Source organism: Sporosarcina sp. E16_8 (genome assembly GCF_017347095.1).
Classification (GTDB): Bacteria; Bacillota; Bacilli; order Bacillales_A; family Planococcaceae; genus Sporosarcina.
Window position 1 is genome coordinate 13,126 of record NZ_JADPRZ010000032.1, and the last position, 19,640, is coordinate 32,765.

At 40.9% G+C, this 19,640-nt stretch carries 16 protein-coding genes, 2 pseudogenes and 2 riboswitches; of the genes and pseudogenes, 8 read left to right on the forward strand and 10 right to left on the reverse strand.

From position 1 onward, the window contains the following. Window positions 1-39: 39 nt before the first annotated feature. Window positions 40-537, forward strand: a complete 498-nt coding sequence (locus tag I2484_RS15185; RefSeq protein ID WP_207151893.1) for a flavin reductase family protein — start codon at window positions 40-42, stop codon at window positions 535-537. Window positions 538-950: 413 nt separating this feature from the next. On the opposite strand, the gene I2484_RS15190 is transcribed toward I2484_RS15185, so the two are convergent. The 7 genes and pseudogenes from I2484_RS15190 to I2484_RS21585 all read right to left on the reverse strand — a co-directional run. Then, window positions 951-2,408, reverse strand: coding sequence for an MFS transporter (locus I2484_RS15190; RefSeq protein WP_207151894.1), 1,458 nt, complete (start codon window positions 2,406-2,408; stop codon window positions 951-953). 80 nt (window positions 2,409-2,488) lie between these two features. Continuing rightward, a riboswitch (SAM riboswitch) is annotated at window positions 2,489-2,599 on the reverse strand. A 28-nt stretch (window positions 2,600-2,627) separates the two neighbouring features. Further along, entirely contained in the window at window positions 2,628-3,746 is a 1,119-nt protein-coding gene (locus I2484_RS15195; RefSeq protein WP_207151895.1) for a 5-methyltetrahydropteroyltriglutamate--homocysteine S-methyltransferase, read from the reverse strand. 45 nt (window positions 3,747-3,791) lie between these two features. Beyond that, complete coding sequence (metC, locus tag I2484_RS15200) at window positions 3,792-4,976, reverse strand: cystathionine beta-lyase (protein WP_207151896.1); 1,185 nt, start codon at window positions 4,974-4,976, stop codon at window positions 3,792-3,794. Next, window positions 4,973-6,094: a methionine biosynthesis PLP-dependent protein gene (locus tag I2484_RS15205; RefSeq protein ID WP_207151897.1), complete on the reverse strand. Its 1,122-nt coding sequence runs from the start codon at window positions 6,092-6,094 to the stop codon at window positions 4,973-4,975. The genes metC and I2484_RS15205 overlap by 4 nt, the downstream gene beginning before the upstream one ends. A gap of 78 nt (window positions 6,095-6,172) precedes the next feature. Further along, a riboswitch (SAM riboswitch) is annotated at window positions 6,173-6,279 on the reverse strand. Window positions 6,280-6,370: 91 nt separating this feature from the next. Further along, window positions 6,371-7,114 carry an ABC transporter permease gene (locus I2484_RS15210; RefSeq protein ID WP_207151898.1) on the reverse strand — a complete coding sequence of 248 codons (744 nt, stop codon included), beginning with the start codon at window positions 7,112-7,114 and terminating at the stop codon, window positions 6,371-6,373. Beyond that, a pseudogene (locus I2484_RS22030) lies at window positions 7,111-7,335 on the reverse strand (phosphate ABC transporter ATP-binding protein); the annotation flags it as partial. The gene I2484_RS15210 and the pseudogene I2484_RS22030, both read right to left, overlap by 4 nt. A 36-nt stretch (window positions 7,336-7,371) precedes the next feature. After that, a pseudogene (locus tag I2484_RS21585) lies at window positions 7,372-7,563 on the reverse strand (DNA-3-methyladenine glycosylase); the annotation flags it as partial. A gap of 197 nt (window positions 7,564-7,760) precedes the next feature. Between I2484_RS21585 and I2484_RS15220 the strand changes: the two are divergent. Continuing rightward, a complete protein-coding gene (locus I2484_RS15220; protein ID WP_207151899.1) occupies window positions 7,761-8,354 on the forward strand; it encodes a bifunctional transcriptional activator/DNA repair enzyme AdaA in 594 nt (197 codons plus the stop codon). Then, window positions 8,338-8,850: a methylated-DNA--[protein]-cysteine S-methyltransferase gene (locus I2484_RS15225; protein WP_207151900.1), complete on the forward strand. Its 513-nt coding sequence runs from the start codon at window positions 8,338-8,340 to the stop codon at window positions 8,848-8,850. The genes I2484_RS15220 and I2484_RS15225 overlap by 17 nt, the downstream gene beginning before the upstream one ends. A 36-nt stretch (window positions 8,851-8,886) precedes the next feature. Here I2484_RS15225 and I2484_RS15230 read toward each other — a convergent pair whose 3' ends face one another. Together I2484_RS15230 and I2484_RS15235 are read right to left on the reverse strand one after the other, a co-directional pair. Beyond that, complete coding sequence (locus I2484_RS15230; RefSeq protein WP_207151901.1) at window positions 8,887-9,930, reverse strand: AI-2E family transporter; 1,044 nt, start codon at window positions 9,928-9,930, stop codon at window positions 8,887-8,889. A 242-nt stretch (window positions 9,931-10,172) separates the two neighbouring features. After that, a complete protein-coding gene (locus I2484_RS15235; RefSeq protein WP_207151902.1) occupies window positions 10,173-11,912 on the reverse strand; it encodes an ABC transporter ATP-binding protein in 1,740 nt (579 codons plus the stop codon). Between the two features lie 127 nt (window positions 11,913-12,039). On the opposite strand from I2484_RS15235, the gene I2484_RS15240 reads away from it, so the two are divergent. The 3 genes from I2484_RS15240 to I2484_RS15250 are packed head-to-tail and all read left to right on the forward strand — an operon-like array spanning window position 12,040 to window position 16,843. After that, entirely contained in the window at window positions 12,040-13,485 is a 1,446-nt protein-coding gene (locus I2484_RS15240; protein WP_207151903.1) for an ABC transporter permease, read from the forward strand. Window positions 13,486-13,507: 22 nt separating this feature from the next. Continuing rightward, window positions 13,508-14,995, forward strand: coding sequence for an ABC transporter permease (locus tag I2484_RS15245; protein WP_207151904.1), 1,488 nt, complete (start codon window positions 13,508-13,510; stop codon window positions 14,993-14,995). Between the two features lie 36 nt (window positions 14,996-15,031). Continuing rightward, a complete protein-coding gene (locus I2484_RS15250) occupies window positions 15,032-16,843 on the forward strand; it encodes an ABC transporter substrate-binding protein (protein WP_207151905.1) in 1,812 nt (603 codons plus the stop codon). 75 nt (window positions 16,844-16,918) lie between these two features. Here I2484_RS15250 and I2484_RS15255 read toward each other — a convergent pair whose 3' ends face one another. After that, window positions 16,919-17,089 carry a hypothetical protein gene (locus tag I2484_RS15255; protein WP_207151906.1) on the reverse strand — a complete coding sequence of 57 codons (171 nt, stop codon included), beginning with the start codon at window positions 17,087-17,089 and terminating at the stop codon, window positions 16,919-16,921. Between the two features lie 171 nt (window positions 17,090-17,260). Here I2484_RS15255 and I2484_RS15260 point away from each other — a divergent pair, with 171 nt between their 5' ends. Together I2484_RS15260 and nadE are read left to right on the forward strand one after the other, a co-directional pair. Continuing rightward, the gene (locus tag I2484_RS15260) at window positions 17,261-18,730 is read left to right on the forward strand and encodes a nicotinate phosphoribosyltransferase (protein WP_207151907.1); all 1,470 of its coding nucleotides are present in this window, start codon (window positions 17,261-17,263) and stop codon (window positions 18,728-18,730) included. A 15-nt stretch (window positions 18,731-18,745) separates the two neighbouring features. Beyond that, on the forward strand, window positions 18,746-19,570 hold the full coding sequence (nadE, locus tag I2484_RS15265; protein WP_207151908.1) for an ammonia-dependent NAD(+) synthetase: 825 nt from the start codon (window positions 18,746-18,748) through the stop codon (window positions 19,568-19,570). Window positions 19,571-19,640 lie beyond the last annotated feature (70 nt).

The following is a 19,640-nucleotide window of genomic DNA, read 5'->3' on the forward strand; positions in this document are numbered from 1 at the left end:
TATGCTTTTAAGTGAAATAAGAAAATGGGAGTTGCTGATATGGGAAGTAAGATAGAACAAGTAGCGCGTTTTAAAGAAGCAATGGGGAATTATCCTACGGGAGTCACTGTCGTTACAGCATTTGATGCAGATAAAAAACCGATGGGGCTAACGGTCAATTCATTTGCATCCGTATCATTAGAGCCTTTACTCATTTTATGGTCCATTGACAAAAGAGTATCTACCTATAGTGACTTTCTAGATGCTGAGAAATTTTCTGTAAATATTTTAGCGGCAGATCAAGGCGAATTATGTACGTTATTCTCTAGCAGGGTTGCTGATCGATTTAGCCAATGCGATTGGAAAGAGTCAGATTTAAATCTACCAGTACTGTCAAATTCGCTTGCGGTTTTACAATGCAAAACGTTTCAACAAATTGATGCTGGGGATCATACGATATTCATAGGAGAAGTGTTAGATATTCAGAATGACAGTAAAGAACCGCTTCTGTATCACCGAAGAACTATAGGTGCAATTCCAGAAGGGTTTTATAGTTAACAATGTCTGTACAATCTTCGGCGTAGAAAGGCGTGTCATCAGTTAATACTACTGATGACACGCCTGTTTTTCTTTTAAGATAATGAAAGTCACGTCTGTTGATTAACCATTTATTTGCATGAAATACTGGTGATAAGGGCTTGAAAACCTCCATTTTCACCGTACTATTTTCGGACCGCTGTCGGCTAACTATTCGTGACAGATTTACTGAGAGCCGCACTCTTTTCAGTAATCCCGTTGTGAATAGTTGCCTATCGCATCCCTACACATCCAAAAATCTCGGTAATCTTATAGAAGTCATTCAATCCAAAGCATTCCAAAAGCCCAACTATACACGTAGCGCCTAGGGGGTGATCAAGCTCCGAACGGCTGGCGCAGGATTGACTTATGCCAGTCGCGTCTTAAAGGGGGCCTTATACCAAGGATACAGTATTCTTGCGCACCGCTTTGCTGGAGATGGCTAGCACTAGAACTAGACCCGCCGCCATTAATGCACCATCGAGTAGAAGTGGCAAGCCCCAGCTGCCGGTGTTATCTCGTATGACCCCGGAGACGACAGGTGAGAGAACTGCTCCGATTTCTCCAATCAAATTGAGCATTCCAAACATGGATCCTCTGCTTTTTTCGGGAGCCAAATCGGAAGCTAGAGCATGTGCGACCGGTTGCAATGCGAAAAAGAATAATCCGGATACAAACAGTATGATAGACATAACGACGGGATTGTTATTGCCCATCATGACATAGACTGCAAATATAAAAATGGTTACGGTCAGCACTGCAGTTAACACAGCAAGGACATTACGTCGCCCGTTTGGACGATCAGCCACTATGTCAGAAATTTTACCGCCAAGAGGAAAACCGATGACTCCTGCTAAACCATTAAACGATGCAATCAAAGCGGCAGCCATTAATGCACCGCCACCGAAATCTTTGACGATAGAGACGGACCAAAATCCGTAAAACCATAGATGCCACATGATAGGGATAAAAAACAAATACAATAAGAAAAGATTTTTATTCGCTATTAGCGGTTTTATTTCAGACTTCTTCGTTGTGTATAAATAAAGTATTAAGAGCGGACAAAGTGCTACAAGAATGACCGCAATCGCGATTGAAGATAGGCCTAGTTTGACGGAAAAGTAATAGATACCCATCACTATGACAAGAAAGACGGCGGAGTACATGGACATGTACAATAGTCCTTTGCCAAACTGTGTTTTAATGCCAGGTGAAGATAGATCTACAGAAGCACTTAAATCATCTTTTGGCTTCATATATTTAAATAGTAGGAGTGCAATAACGAGTGTAATTGTTCCGGTCACGAAAAAAGGAAAGCGCCAAGCTCCTTCGCCCATAAATGGTTCTGCGACTGTTATTAGATAAGGAACTCCAAGTGTACCCGCCGTCAGTCCAACAGATAATCCAGTAAGCGCTACACCCATCCCTAATCCGACTTTTTCAGGAGGTGTATGATAGGCAATATAAGAGCGATCATTCGAATAAAAAACACCTTCGCCTAACCCTAGTAGAACTCGGAAAAGAATAAATGCGACAAGGCCTCCCGCCAAACCCGTTAGTATAGTGGCGATACCAGCCCAAACAATACTTAAAATGATAATAGCACGATAGCCAAACCTGTCCCCGAAGTAGCCTCCAGGAAATTGCATTAGCATAAAACCGGCAAAAAACAAACTACCAATCAATCCGCCGATTCCATGGGGATTTGCCACGTCTGCAAAAAAAGAAACTTCATTCTCAATCATATATGTAATGATCGGCCCAGTTGCTACCCGGTCGAGATAAGAAACAAACCAACCTAAAAATAACAAACCCCAAATCGTATGATACCTTTGCAAACCTTCTTTTTTCATTCTTGACACTTCCAATTCTATTGTTAATAAAACAAAATGCCCCTCCACTGTTAGTAGAGAGGCATTCCAGAGAAAATACCCTCTCATTTTCCAAAGCATTGCGCTTTGCAGGAATTAGCACCTTATCAACATTATTGTTGTATGGTTGCCGGGTTTCATAGGGCCAGCCCCTCCACCGCTCTTCATAAGAGTTTTACTAGCCTATTTAATTTTTAAAGATTACTTCCAAACTTCTTGCGAGATATTTACAACATGACGAACTTTATCCCATTGTTGTTCTTCAGTTAACTGATTACCTTCTTCTGTTGAGGCGAAGCCACATTGCGGACTTAAGCATAATTGATCTAAAGGGACGTATTTTGTAGCTTCTACAATTCTTGCTTTAACCTGTTCAGGGGCCTCTAGTTTGCCGAATTTAGAGGTGATCAAGCCCAATACGACGAAAAGGTCAGGTCGATTGACGTGACGCAACGGTTCAAAACTGCCGGAGCGTTCGTCATCAAATTCAAGGAAAAGACCGTCAACATCCAATCCGCCGAAAATTGTTTCGGATACGTCTTCGTAGCCACCACTAGAAAAATAGGTCGATTTGAAGTTACCGCGGCAAATATGCATTGTCACGAGCAAGTCGGCTGGTCTTTTCGCGATGGATTCATTGATTGCCCGTGCGGAAAGTTTTACAAGTTTGTCAGGATCTTGACCCTTCGCTTGCAATGCTTTCCTTCCATCTTCCGACAAGAAGGAAGCCCATGACGTGTCATCAATTTGAAGATAACGACATCCCTCATCGTAAAGTGCTTGAATTACGCCTTGATAGGCAGTAACCAAGTCATCAAATAATTCTTCGTCATTTGTATAAATGCCTTCTTCGAATACCGCTCTGTGTATCAGCATATTTGGGCTTGGAATCGTGAATTTTGCGACCGTATCGCCTGCTACGCTTTTCAGGAACTTGAAGTGTTCAATCATATAATGGTCGCTGAACCCAATTTTTCCTGTCACTTTAATGCCGTGCGCTTTCGTTACAACACCGTTGAATTGGAGTCCTTTATCTGTTTCGAAAAACTCAACGCCGTCAAAACCGGCAAGGAAGTCGAAGTGCCACCATTTACGGCGGAACTCTCCGTCCGTCACAGAATTTAGCCCAGCTTCTTTTTGTTTTTCGACGAGCTTTGTAATTTCTTCGTCTTCAATTATGCGTAATTCTTCGGTAGTGATTTCACCGATTTCTCTTTGCAAACGAGCCTGCTTTAGGCGTTCTGGTCTTAAAAAGCTTCCGACGTGATCTGCTTTAAATGGTGCTTTCGTAAAAGTTTGTTCCGCTACAGGTTTTGTCAATTTAAATTCCTTCTTTCCAATTTAATACTATTTTTTTAGAGGTACTTAATTACGTATGGAAATTCTTTCATTTGCTTTTATCAAGGCTTGATCAAAATCGGCAATTAAGTCATCGACATGTTCGAGCCCGACAGAAAAGCGTAACAGACCATCAGTAATGCCGCGTTTCTCCCGTTGTTCTTTAGGCATGGCGGCATGGGACATCGTTGCGGGATAGGACAGAATTGATTCAACACCGCCTAAACTGACTGCGAAAATAGGTATCTGAACGTTTTCAACAAATGCCTTTGCTGTCTCTCTGTTAGGCAAGCGGAAAGATAAGACAGCTCCTGGATTTGTTGACTGTTTCGCGTGGATTTCGTGTCCTGGATGACTTGCTAACCCTGGATAAAACACTTCTTCCACTAAAGAATGGTCGTTCAAGTATGAGGCTATTTTATGTGCCGACTCAGATGACTGTGTTAAACGGGCACCTAACGTTTTGATACCTTGAATTAACGAGTAAGAATCCTGCGCACCTAGAATAGAGCCGAAAGAGTTTTGAATGAATGCCAATCGATTGCCAAGTTCTTCACCCTTTGTAACTGCCAATCCGGCAATGATATCGCTATGCCCCGATAAGAACTTGGTAGCACTATGAACAACGATATCAACGCCAAGATCCAGTGGACGTTGGTAAAGTGGCGACATGAAGGTGTTGTCAAGAAAAGTCAGACAGTCATTCGCTTTTGCAAGTTCAACAATCGCTTCAATATCCGTAATGCCTAGACGAGGGTTGGATGGTGTTTCAATATAGATTACTTTTGTATTCGGACGAATTGCATTTGCAGTTTCCTCGACATTGGCTAGATCTACAAAGGTATGGTCGATACCGAATTTCGGCAATACTTCGGTTACGAATCGGTATGTGCCGCCATAGACATCTTCGGTCACAACGATATGGTCGCCTGAAGAAAGAAGCATAAATGTAGCCGAGATGGCAGCCATTCCGGAAGCAAAGGCCAATCCTCGCGCACCGCCTTCCAGTGAGGCAATTGTTTTTTCCAACGCATCTCTCGTTGGATTGCCCGAACGGCTATAATCATACGGCCCAAATGCATCAAAGCTTTCCTGATGAAACGTTGAAGATAAGTAAATAGGTACGTTGACAGCACCTGTTTTTTGTTCGTACTCCCCGCGTGTCGATGCATGGATGAGGGTAGTTTCCAATCGCTCTTTATTCAAATTCATCGTTGAAGCACCCCACTATTCAAAGTTGCAAACACTTGCTTCAAATCTGCTATCAAATCTTCAGCCTCTTCCACTCCTACAGAAAAACGTAAAAGTCGGTCGCAGACGCCACGTCGTATCCGTTCTTCACGTGGGATGTCCGCATGGGTTTGTGTTGCTGGGTAAGTGATGAAACTTTCCACACCACCTAGACTTTCTGCAAATGTAATGAGCTGCAGATTTTCAAGGAATGGTCCGACCGATTCACTATCGTTCAAACGAAATGACAGCATGCCACCTTTTCCTGGATAGAGAACATCCGCGACTTGCGGTTCATTTTTCAAATAATTGACGATTATTTTCGCGTTTGAATCATGCTGCTTCATTCTCAGATGCAGTGTTTTCAGCCCTCTGATAATTAGCCATGAATCGGAAGGGGAAAGGACCGCGCCGATAGCATTATGGTTGGCGGCTAGTTGTTCACAAAGTTTTTCACCTTTTGCAACGACAAGTCCCGCGAGGACATCGTTATGTCCTCCGATATATTTCGTTGCGCTGTGCATGACAATGTCAGCACCGAGTTCAATGGGCCTTTGGAAATAAGGTGTTAAAAATGTGTTGTCGACAATCAATAGTAAATCATGCTTTAGAGCAAGGTCTGCGTATAGGCGAATATCAAATTCTTGCATGAGTGGATTCGTAGGTGTTTCGATGAAAAGTGCTTTTGTCTTGGAAGTGATTAACTTCTCGGTCTCATTCACATCTGCGAAATTCGTATACGTTGTTCCGATTGAGTAAACGTCGGAATACTGTTCGAGTAAGCGATATGTGCCTCCGTAAATATCTTCTGGAACAATCAATTCATCTCCAGGGCGGAATAGCGTTAGAATAAGCTGAATCGCTGCCATACCTGAACTGCACGCATAACCCGCATCGCCGCCCTCTAAGTTTGCAATTCCATCTTCCAATATGGAGCGGGTTGGATTTTTTGTCCGTGTGTAATCGTAGCCAGTTGATTGACCGAGCCCCTTATGTTTGTACGCTGTTGATAAATAAATTGGCGGGTTAACCGCGCCGGTCTTCGGATCGCTGTTATTTCCTAATTGCACCAAAATTGTCTCTAAACTTCGTTTTGTCATTGTAGTCACCCTTTTCTTTTGTATTAAAAAAGGGGACCCTCTAGTAAGAAGAGGGTCCCCGAAATATCGTAGACTATCTTCTTATCTTCTAGGGAAATGCACACCTAAAGGAATTAGCACCGTACCTGAACAGGCTGGTTGCTGAGACGTCATAGGGCCAATCCCTCGGTCTCTCTTGATAAGAATCAAATTATGGAATTATGAGAAAAGAACAATTTCAATAACTTTATCATGACATGGAAAATAAAACAAGAGTGAATTATTAAAATCCGTCTTTCAGTAACTGCATCCGCTGATTGAATACGATAAAAACCCAAGTAATACACTTGTCACTGCAGCGGTCGTCAATAATAGGAATATGATGAGCAATTGGAACTGAACTGCTTGGATGGGGTCCGCACCTGCGATGATTTGACCACTCATCATACCTGGAAGTTGAACCAAGCCCATTGTCTTCTGACTTTCGATTGTTGGAATCATACTTGTATTGACTGCGTTGATAAGTTGTCTATGAATGGCCTGTTTTGGCGTTCCACCGAGAGAAAGGATGAGTTCTGTTTCATCACGATGCGCTTCAATCTCAGCTGTGAACCGGTTAAGGAATAGGATTGATAGCACCATTGAGTTGCCAATGACCATGCCGCTGATTGAAATGATATATTGTGCGGTTGGCGGTACGATTTGAAAGCCTAGTAGGATACTCTGGGTTAGTACTTCGACAACAAGTAATGTGACAGCGATTTTCCAAGTGATTCCCTTGATGGCTTTTCCTTTCATACGGGTGTTTTGTGTTGCTGCTGCAATCATTAATGTAATCATTAATGTAATCATTAACAAAATGTACAATATATTTTCAGAATCGAAGACAAATTTAAGAATATAGCCGACTGCGAGCAATTGGATAATGGACCGAATTGTCGCGATTATTGTGTCTTTTTCCAAATCTAAATGCAGAGTCTTTGATAAAAGTAGAGGTATGATAACAAATATAAGTGTGATGGATAACGTAAGATAACTCATTCTACGCCTCCTTGTACAAACTGCTTCACAAATTCATTTGTTGGTGATTTCAATAGGTCACTTTCGCCAGTTTCGATGACTTGACCATTCATCATAACCCAAGTGTAATCTCCAATAGATAAGGCTTGTTCTAAATTATGAGTAATCCAGATGATGGTTGTGTCATACATTCGGTTAATTTTGACGATTAATTCTTCAATTTCATGTAAAGATGTTCGGTCCGCAATTCCCTTTGGTTCAGGGAATATCTACTATAACTGTCCTTCCCATTCAATCGATTTTACGAACGTCTCCACAAAGCGCATTTTCAACGTATACGCATACGTCAGATTGATTTACTGACCAAGAATTCCCCAACATAATGCTTCGAACAGGTCGGGGTTGCCGATGTTTCGCAATCCATAAAACTCATTTACTGCTTGTTTGAGCAGTGGATCCTTCTCTGCCATGTATGTTGAACAAATGACTATCTATATAAACTTAGGCCATAGCGTATTCAATGGAATTCCTTATTTCTATATATCTACATGTTAGTTGTACCATAATTCCAGATTGAAAAATTTCGCTATCTTGCTGTTACGTCCTGAAAAGCATTTATTTTGGAAATAGAGGGCGTATACTTAATGTAAGAGAAAGAGGTGATTCCATGAGTAGTCATCGACAAGTCAGGCAATTGACTGATGAACAATGGCAAGCGATTACACAGAACGATGCAGGGTTTGATGAATTCTTCATTTATGCCGTTAAATCGACAGGTATCTTTTGCCGACCATCTTGCAAATCCCGGGATCCGAAAAAAGAAAATGTCTGTATTTTTAATGATGCGGCGGAAGCGATAGCGGGAGGATTCCGGCCTTGCAAACGTTGCAAACCGACTGGGTTACGTTTGCCTGATGAAGAATGGGTCATCCAAATTGGAGAATATATAGACGAGCATTTTCATGAGCCTTTGACGTTAGAAATACTTGCAGACGACTGCCATGGAAGTCCTTATCACTTACAGCGAACATTTAAAAGAATCACGGGGCTGACGCCTGTTGAATATATCCAAAAGGTTAGGATATCGAAAGCGATCTTTGAACTTACAACAACCGATAAGTCAGTTGCTGAGATTGGCTTAAGTGTGGGGCTACCGAATTCGTCCTACTTCATCACACTATTCAAAATGAAAACGGGACAAACACCGAAACAATATCGGAAAAGAGTAATGGAGGTACAGATTAATGGAGAAGAACAGTAAAAAAAACGTGTATTGGACATTGCTTAATCACTCACAATGGAATATGTATTTAGCTGCGACGACAGAGGGGCTATGCTATATCGGTACCCCGAGTGCGCCATTTGAAGAACTTGAAGCATGGGTGAATAAAAGGCTTCCGAGTCATAAATTGACGGAAGAAGCGGACATTCTACAGCCGCACGCTGTCGAGTTGGTCGATTATTTAAAAGAGCAGCGCAGGAATTTCTTATTGCCAATTGATCTTCACGGTACTCCTTTTCAACAAATTGTCTGGAAGGCATTGCAAGAAATTCCCTATGGACAGACTGTTTCATATTCGGACATTGCCGAGCGGATTGAAAAACCGGATGCAGTACGAGCCGTCGGAACCGCTATCGGTGCCAATCCGGTCTTGATTATTATTCCCTGTCATCGCGTTATTGCGAAGAGTGGTAAGTTGGGCGGTTTCCGGGCTGGTTTGGAGATGAAAATGCAACTTCTAGAACTGGAAAGATAGCGTTTTTATATAAAAAAAGACAAGGGAGGATAAATCTCACCTTGTCTTTTTGCTTTTCAGAATAGGCTTGGAGTTCACCGATTCTTTATTGGTTACATCAAGTACATCTAGTAGGAAAACAAACACGGGAATACCGATAATGAGTCCCCATACGCCAAAGAAGTTCTGTGAGAAAATCAGTACGATAAACGTGTAGAAAACGGGTAAATCCGTTTTTGAAGACATTAATTTCGGATTTAAAATATAGGCTTCAATGCCATGAATAATCATGACTGCAATGATCACGTAAACAACTTTCAGGAAGCCTCCGATTGTAAAAGCAATTATTGTCAGAGGGACAAGTGAAATGATGACCCCAGCAACCGGAATGAGTCCTAAAAAGAAAATCATAATTGCTAACCCGATTATTTGTGGGAATCCAAGTATGAGCAATACAATCACGGACAAGAAAGTATTAACAATTGCAATGATAAATTGGGCTTCAATCACTTTCCCGAATGTACGGGTGAACTTTTTACCAAAGAACTTAATTTCGAAGTAAAAAGGAGCAATCTTACTATCTTTAAATTTGTTTGTAAACTCTATTAAACGTGGTTTTTCTAGCAGGAAAAATAAGCTTAATACGAGGGCAAGTAGTACTTGAATACTTGTTTTACTAATATCAGAGAAATATTTTAACAGAAATGAAAAACCATTTTCCAAATAGGCTGCAATTTGATTACTAGAGATGACGGATTCTAAGTAGGTGAGCAGTACACTATCATGTGGTGTGGAATAGAAGTTTGTAATCCTTACAATAATTTGACTGATTTCCATTGTGATTATAGGTAAATACTTTACAACACCAACTGTCAGTAAGCCAACAATCACCGTGTACAGTAGAATGACTAGCAACTTGCGGTTAAAGTTTACACGTTTGATTGTAAACTCAATTAGCCGATCCAACAAAAAAGCGAAAATAAAGGTAAGCAAAATAATATTCATCATACTTTTGACGCTGTAAAGAATTAAAATAATCAAAGTGAAAATAAGAATACGCCGTGGTCCCTTTTTCTCGAAAATGTCTAATAACCCATTCATAATGACTTTAGCTCCTTCATAAATAATTACAAGTGAAAATGAGAATTGAGACCTTTCATTGGTAGTATTGCCAAGAATTGTAGAGATTACAAGTTAGAAATGCTTTTTTAAAAAAGTAACTTGCGAAAGAATAGGCAAGCACAAGCAAAAAAAAGGAGTTATAAACCGTAAAAGTTCATATCTCCTCAGCTTATCTTTAATTATATGATAGATGTTGTAATAAATGAAATTTGAAACATATTTTAATTGATTGGAATGGCTACCCAATGTCCATTCGAAACCTCGATTAGCTCAGAATGCGATAGTTGATATTTGTCCTCCTCGATTTGATCTTCCATAAGCGTTCGTTTTTTCTTCGATTCTATTTTCGGGTCAGGAATCGGAATCGCTGAGAGTAGCGATTTTGTATAGGGATGCTGTGGATTAGAGTACAGTTCTTCACTATCGGCAAGCTCAACGATTTTCCCTGCATACATAACTGCGACCCGGTCACTAATGTGCTTAACCATAGACAAGTCGTGCGCTATGAACAGGTAGGTGAGTCCAAGCCGATGCTGAAGGTCTTCCAGTAATTCCACAATTTGCGACTGGATAGAAACATCGAGTGCTGATAACGGTTCGTCGCAAACGATGAAGTCAGGTTCTACGGCAAGTGCGCGGGCAATACCGATTCTTTGGCGCTGTCCCCCTGAAAATTCATGTGGATAGCGCTTTGCATGGGCCGGTTCGAGTCCAACCATAACAAGCAACTCTTCTACCCTCTTTTTGCGTTCCTCTTTGTTTTTACTCAACCGATGGATATCTAATGCTTGACCGATAATATCAAGCACTTTGAAACGCGGATTAAGTGAAGAATACGGATCTTGGAAAATCATCTGCATATGACGCCGCATCGTTTTCATTTCATTTTTCGAAAGCCGGTTGATGGCCATTCCTTGATACAACACATCTCCGTCTGTCGGTTCATGAAGGCGTAAAATGGCGCGGCCGGTCGTTGACTTACCTGATCCAGACTCACCGACAAGTCCAAGCGTCTCTCCAGGTTTGATATGAAAGCTGATATCGTCCACGGCTTTCACTATATTGCCTTTCCCAACGTCGAAATGCTGTTTTAGTGATTTCACCTCTAGCAGCGGTTTCCCTTTAGCTATACCAATGGAACGTAAAGGAGCGCGTTTAGGCTTCTTTTTCTCGTCAAGACGTGGAAGGGCATTGAGTAGTTTCTTCGTATAGGGATGTTTAGGGTTATCAAAAATTTCTTCCGTCGTTCCGGTTTCCACAATTTCACCGTCTTTCATGACGGCGACGCGATCACACATGCCGGCAACAACGCCTAGGTCATGGGTAATAAGTATGATGGATGTTCCAAAACGTTGCTGCATGTCTTTCATCAAATTTAAGATTTGGGCTTGTATTGTCACATCAAGTGCAGTTGTCGGTTCATCCGCAATCAGTAGAGTAGGGCGGCAAGCGAGTGCAATCGCGATCATGACACGCTGCCGCATTCCCCCTGAAAATTCGTGCGGATATTGGCTGAAACGAGCTTCACTATTACGGATACCTACAAGTTTCAGAAGTTCAATGGTACGATTTTTCGCATCTCTTTTAGATAAGTTCTGATGTTTGATTAAACTTTCAGCTATTTGTTTCCCGATTTGAATTGTTGGATTTAATGAAGTCATTGGATCTTGAAAAATCATGCTTATATCGCGACCGCGAATACTCTCCATCTCTTTTTCCGTTTTATGCACGAGATTCTCACCTTGAAATTCAATCTCTCCATCTTTTAGATAAGAAGGGGGAGAGGGGAGGAGGCGCATGATTGAGCGGGCTGTCACGCTTTTCCCGCTTCCAGATTCACCTACTATTCCAAGCGTCTCACCTTTCTTCACTTCAAAACTCACACCGCGCACTGCTTCAAATTCCTTGTCATGGCTAAGAAACGAGACTCGTAGATCACTTACCTTTAATACTGTTTCCAATAAGAACACCTGCCTATTATCTGAAATTATATTTAACTAAAAATTACATTGACTTAAATAGTTACCGAATCTATACTTTACTATACCGATAGGGATTAAACAATATCAGGAAGGAGGAATTGCTTCGATGGGAGTGAATAAAGAAGCGACACCCTATTTTAGATTATCGGATGTTCTTCAATATACGTTTGGCAAAATGGAGCGACGACCGACTTATAAGTATTGGCTACTAATTTTAGGTTTGCCGGTTCATCTAATTGTATGTCTATTCTATCTGTCGAAGAGGGGAGACAATACATACTCATCAATTTATGAAGAGGTAAGGGCATCATTAACAGCATCAGGTTATAAAGAGGCGTCGATGCTTGATTTTAAAGAACAATTACTACGGAAACATTCATTCTTCAATAAAAAAGTAAATGAGCTGGAAATAGATAGGCAAGTGAAAGAGCTTGCCGAAGAACAATTTACAAAAACGCTAACAAAAAAAACAAATCAGGTAGCGGATCAGAAAGGTATTCAACAAGTTACGTATTCAACTTACTTTCAATCGTTGCTTGGAAAACCGTTGTTCTTGCTTGCTTCATTCATTCCAGGCATCTTTATGTATCTACTTATTCTTTTGTTCAGCAATCCGTACATCAAGTTTATAGTTGAACGATTGATTATGAGCATCTTTGTCATAGCTGGCGTTGCAGTTCTTGTGTTCACGATTCTTTACTTATCACCGTTTGATCCTGCCGCGAATATTCTTGGTGAGGCGGCGACAAAGGAGCAAATCGCTTCATTCAATCAATTGCATGGTCTGGATTTATCATATTTTTCACAATTATGGAATGCGCTAATAGGAATCGCGACGTTTGATTTAGGTGCTTCTTATGCCGGCAATGAGGATGTCGCAGCGAGTATAGCAAATAAATTCCCAATCACATTAACAATTGCCGTTTTATCCTTACTGATGGCAATTGTCATCGCCATCCCGGTAGGCATCATTTCTGCGACTAGGTCGAATTCATTTTTGGACTATTCATTCATGTTTATTGCATTGATTGGATTATCGATCCCGAACTTTTGGCAAGGCCTATTATTTATTTTGAACTTCTCTATTAAATTACAATGGTTACCAGCCACATATAGTCCTCAAAACTGGCTGTCTATAATTATGCCTGTTGTCGTCCTTGGGACTGCTTTGACTGCATCGGTTGCGAGGATGACACGTTCTTCGATGTTGGAAATCATCAACGAGGACTACATCATCACCGCAAAAGCGAAGGGCCTCAATCGGCTTCAGGTTCTATGGAAACATGCGATTGGCAATGCAATGATACCGATTATTACAGTCATTGGTCTGTTATTCGGGGGAATGCTCGGGGGCGCAGCGGTGACTGAGAAAGTATTCAACATTAGCGGAATCGGAAGTTACATCGTAGACAAGCAGTTCATTCCCGATATTCCCGCTATTATGGGTGGAGTTATCTATATTGCAATAACGATTTCGTTAGTTAATGTGCTCATCGACATTTTGTATGCGTTTTTCGATCCTCGCATCCGTTCGAAGATGAAGCAATCGTAGAGCAGGAGAAGGTGTGAAGGTGATGCTAACTAAAAAATATGCATTGAAATTATCGAGGGAATATACACAAGCAAATTTCACATGGATTATTTCTCTAATCCTGACGAGTGTCTTGCTACTGAACAGTTTCAATTTCGAAAAAGGGGAGTTGAAAGGTTCGGTTTTTAGCATATTTACGGCTTATGCTATGTTCACTATCTTCCAAATGATACTTACATTGATGGTGAAGCGAGACCTTCTGACAATAGGTGAAATTCGGAGTTCGACAAGAAAACTCGGCTACGTGCAGCTATTCAGTATAGTAACGGGAAATGTTTTTACTGTAGCATTTGCATTCAATCTTATTAAAAAGCAGAAGACACCGGAGTATATGTTCGCTGTCTATATGCTGCTCACCCAGGTTTTCATCATCGCGATATCATCGCTTAATTTGTTTAAGTCATATGTGGCGGATACATTTTTAGCGGCAATGATTATCCTACTAGGTGTAATGATTTTTCAAGTCGTGACACTCATTCTCACAGCGAAATATGTTGAAGAAGAAAGTGCACCAGCTTGGATGATGATTGTTGCCATATTTCTACTGTTTACCGCGTTGACGGGCAATATTTTTGCACTATTGCTTGGCTATAGCCTTATTTTAAAGATTCGCAGTCATGATCAGTCAAGAATTTTGAAATGGAATACAATCTGGGAGAAAATCACCCGTAATTCAACGGCAATACTTGGTTTGTTTTTCATCATTCTTATGTTTTCCGTATCCATTTGCAGTGCGTTTACATTTGACTATGATATGGCGGTTGAAAATGATTATGGTGCAATACTTCAAAAGCCGAGCCTTGCCTATCCTTTTGGCACTGATAATTTCGGACGGGATTTGTTTTCGAGAATCATTTTTGGTGCAAGAATTTCGCTGCTTGTAGGTTTTGCTTCAACGGCAATTCCCGTAGTTATTGGTGGATTCCTAGGTGCATTAGCCGGGTATTACAGTCAGCGGACGGACAATATCATTATGCGACTGCTAGATGTACTATATGCTGTTCCTGGAATTTTATTGGCGATTGCTATCATTGCGGCATTTGGGGCAAATACGACGAATCTTATTTTAGCGCTTAGTGTCGGGTCTATACCAACCTATGCCCGAACGATGCGTGCGAATGTCATGATGGTATCGAACTATGAATTTGTCGATTCAGCACGCGCGCTTGGTTCATCAGACTTCTCTATTATTTTTAGGCAGATAGTACCGAATTCGCTCGCACCGATGATTGTCAAAGCAACACTGACAATCGGAGGCGCTGTCATCGCGACGAGTAGCTTGAGTTTCTTAGGACTCGGTGTGGAACCACATATTCCAGAATGGGGAAATATTTTAAAAATCGGCAGTACTTACTTGGAATCTCATTCCTATTTAGCCATTATCCCAGGGCTTGCGATTATCTTACTTGTTTTATCGTTTAACTTTTTGGGAGATGGACTGCGGGATGCCTTTGATCCAAGAATGGATTGATCATAAATACCGAACAATAATGAGGGGGAATTAGTAATGAAGAAAAGTTTATTGACGATTTTACTAGCAGTTATGGTGGTTTTGGCCGGATGTGTAAGTACCAAATCGGATGTTTCCGATAAAAAGAATGACAATACAGAACCAAAGACGGATAAAAGTAAAGTGGTCATCGAGCTTCTGGGTATGGGTTCTGGGGAAGAAGATATGAATATTGTACGAGATCAGCTTATTAAAAATGGCTTTGATGTAAAATTGAATATTCAACCTGATTACGGAAGCTTCACTGCACAGAAAGAAGCAGGGAATTATGATGTCGCATTATCTAGCTGGACAACAGTTACGGGGAACCCGGATTATGCAGTTCGAGCACTGTTCAAGTCAGACGGTGATAACAGTATTATGGCTGATGATGAGATTGATGCATTGATTGAAAAAGCAAGTACAGAAACGCCTAATGAGTTTGCAGAGACATACAAGCAATTAGAACAGCGTCTAGTGTTTGACAAAGCTTATATTGCACCTCTTTATAATTCATTTAAAGCGCAAGGGGTCAATAAGGACATTCTCGACGTAGACACGGTTAGGCTTGCTAAATCACGTGCAATTGCGTGGGAACCTATTGATTTCATTGACGAAACAAAAAGAGATACGGATCCACTAATCATTCAGCAAGCTATTGGAACTTTGACGTCTCTCGATCCAATTAAAGGGAACGATGGATCTATTAATACATTGAATACAAATATGTATGTGCGTCTCGTCAACTTGACAGATGATGACGTTGTTGTTTCAGACGGCTCATTATCTTATAATCACAGCATCGCAGAGGGCAATTCAGCTTATTACTTCCTTCTTCGTGATGATATCAATTTCGCATCAATTACGGACGGAAAAGCTGTAGATACAGGTGAACGTGTAGGCGCTGATGATGTTATATTCTCGATGAACCGTGCAAAAGATCCGGATTCTGTACCTGATCACCGCACATATAGCTTGCATGAACATATTCAGGATGTGGAAGTTGTGACGGATCTATCTGAATTGGATGGTCTCCAATCCGGAAGTAACGAGACGATTAGAGAAGGACTGGAGAAGGGCTTGGACGTAAAGATCGCTGAGCTCGTTTCTGATAAAGCTGTAGCAAACAATGCTTCTGGAAAATACCAAGTTGTAAAAATGACAACAGTTAACCCTTTCCCACAAGTTCTGAACTATTTGGCTCACCAATCCGCAGGGATCGTGTCAAAAAAACAAGTTGAAAGCATCAATACGTATGATGTTGCTACGTTTGACGTAAGTAAAGATATTCCTTACGGGGACCAGAACACTGTCACGGAAGGTGCCAAATATAACAACACATTGTATGCAAGCGGACCATATATTCTGTCTCACAAAAATGATTATGAAGCAATTTTCTACAAAAACCCTGGTTATATGGCAGGGACGGATTACGAACCGAAAATATCTACTGTAACTGTACGCTTTATACAAGATCCGGACAGCACGCTATCAGCATTGCGTAACAGTGAAATCCATTTGTTTAATGGTGTTCCGGAAACAAAATATGATTTAGTTGAAAATGACAGCAAGTTATTCCTACAAAAAAATGATAGTAACGCTGTAAGCTACTTACTCTTCAATACGAAAAATCGTGAAGTATCAACAAGTGAAACATTAAGAAAGGCTGTTCTATATTCCATCAACCAAGATGAAATTCTTAATTTCTATCAAGGGAATAAAAAGAAGGCAGTTTCTACGGTTAGCCCGCTGGTCGATACGGGGAATGAATTGAAGGCAGATTCGGCAAAAGTTCAAGAGTTTTTGAACGATTATAAAGCAGGTAACTAATACCTTCTTGTATGATTAATGAAGAGAGACTAAATCCGTTGTTAGGATTTAGTCTCTTTTCTACTTATTTAAGTTTTATTTTTTTGTAGACCGATAAAAATCAATCATCGCTTTTTTTCGGTCACCAAGCGTTGCGAACTCACGGGATAATTCTTCATGAATGCCATTTTGATTGATTGTTCTCGTTTTTATCTTTTCAGATAAGGGTTTGTTTTTGTTTGCATCTCGTTCATTGTCTTTTTGCATAAAAACACCTCCTAATTAGAATCAATTCTTCTTAATATGGCTCAGTAGGATAAATTCAATCATGAATTGGGGAAAAGGAAAAAAGGATATGTTACATCATGTTATGTTAAGTCGGATTTAGGGTAAATAGTGTATACTTGTACCATTAGTATTCGGAAGAAGGAGATTGACATGAGTTCGAAATATGCGGATGACAGCTTGGCTTTACATACAGATTTATATCAAATCAATATGGCGGAATCCTACTGGGCGGATGGTATACATGAACGGAAAGCGGTTTTTGAACTGTTTTTCAGAAACTTGCCATTCGGTAATGGCTATGCGCTATTCGCAGGGCTTGAGCGTGTTCTCGATTATTTAAGAGATTTTCATTTTAGTGAAAGTGATCTTGCCTATTTGAAGGATGACCTCGGTTATGAAGACGACTTCATTTCTTATTTAAAAGAACTCCGTTTTTCTGGCGATGTCTATTCGATGGTTGAAGGGGAACTAGTTTTTGCGAACGAACCGATTATTCGCGTAGAAGCGACACTTATCGAAGCACAGCTGATTGAGACGGCTTTACTTAATATCGTTAATTATCAGACACTTATTGCGACGAAAGCGAGCCGCATCAAACAAGTCGTCAAGGACGAAGTAGTGATGGAATTTGGCAGTCGCCGAGCACATGAGATGGATGCGGCGATATGGGGTGCACGTGCTACGTTTATTGGCGGAGTTGAAGCAACAAGTAATGTTCGTGCTGGGAAGAGATTCGATATTCCTGTAGCGGGAACACATGCTCATTCAATGATTCAGGCCTATAAAAGTGAATACGAAGCATTCCATTCATACGCTAAACGTCATAAAGACTGTGTATTCCTAGTAGATACGTATAATACAGTGAAAATAGGTATTCCGACGGCAATTAAAGTAGCAAAAGAACTTGGTGATAAAATCAATTTCATCGGCGTCCGTTTAGATAGCGGAGATATTTCGTTCCTATCCAAGGAAGCGCGCCGAATGTTGGATGAAGCTGGATTCTCAGATGCGAAAGTTGTCGTTTCAAATGACTTGGACGAATATACAATCCTCAACTTGAAGGCACAAGGTGCGAAGGTAGATGTGTGGGGAATCGGAACAAAATTAATCACAGCGTATGACCAGCCTGCACTAGGAGCTGTTTATAAAATTGTTTCCATAGAAAACGATGCGGGTGAAATGGAAGATACAATCAAAATTTCGTCGACAACCGAAAAAGTGACTACACCTGGTCGGAAAAAGTTGTATCGAATTATTGATCGAGAAAATGGTAAGGCTGAAGGGGATTATATTACGATGCATGATGAAGATCCCACATCCGAGAAACGCATCAAAATGTTCCACCCCGTCCACACATTCATTTCGAAGTTTGTTACGAATTTCGAAGCAAAAGATCTACATGTCAAAGTCGCGGAACAAGGAGTTATTATTTACGATAATCCAACGCTTCAACAAATGCGTGATTACGCGAAAGGCAACTTAGAATTATTATGGGATGAATATAAAAGATCGCTAAACCCTGAGGAGTATCCGGTCGATTTAAGCCAAAAATGTTGGGACAATAAAATGCGTAATATCCAGGAAGTCCAGGAAATGGTAGAAGACTTTATTAACGGATAAGGAGGTTTGTTGAAGTTGACACTACAAGATAGAATTATTGCCGAGTTAAAGGCGCAGCCTATGATTGAACCCGAAGAAGAAATACGGAAATCGATTAACTTCATGAAAGAATATGCAAGGAAAAACCCGTTTTTAAATGGCTTTGTTCTTGGGATTTCAGGCGGGCAAGACTCGACGCTCGTCGGTAAACTTGGCCAACTTGCTGTTGATGAATTAAATGATGAAGAGGGAACAAAGCGCTATAAATTCATTGCAATTCGGTTGCCTTACGGTTCTCAGTTTGACGAGAAGGATTGCCAGGATGCATTGGAATTCATTAAGCCGTCGCTAATCTACACGGTTAACATTAAAGAAGCTGTCGATGCGAGTGAACGTGCATTGACAGCAGCGGGCATCATGTTGACCGATTTTGCTAAAGGAAATGAAAAAGCACGGGAACGTATGAAGGTTCAATACTCTGTTGCGGCCATGCATAATTGTATTGTTCTCGGAAGTGATCATGCCGCGGAAGCAATTACCGGATTTTACACGAAATTCGGGGACGGCGGTGCAGACCTTATGCCGATCTATAGGTTGAACAAACGGCAGGGGAAAGAACTACTTAAGGAACTTGGTTGCCCTGAACATCTCTACTTGAAAGTTCCGACAGCGGATCTTGAAGAAGACAGGCCGGCCGTACCTGATGAAGTAGCACTTGGTGTTACCTACGATGATATCGACAATTATCTTGAGGGGGAAGTGTTGTCGGAGGGACCCCGTATAGCAATCGAGAATCATTTTCTCCGTTCAAAGCATAAACGGCATATGCCAATTACGATTTTTGATGATTATTGGAAGTGATTTATGGGCTCCTATGGGAGTCTTTTTTTATGTCCCTTCAACGCTTAAGTTGTGTGAGAATGGGATATCC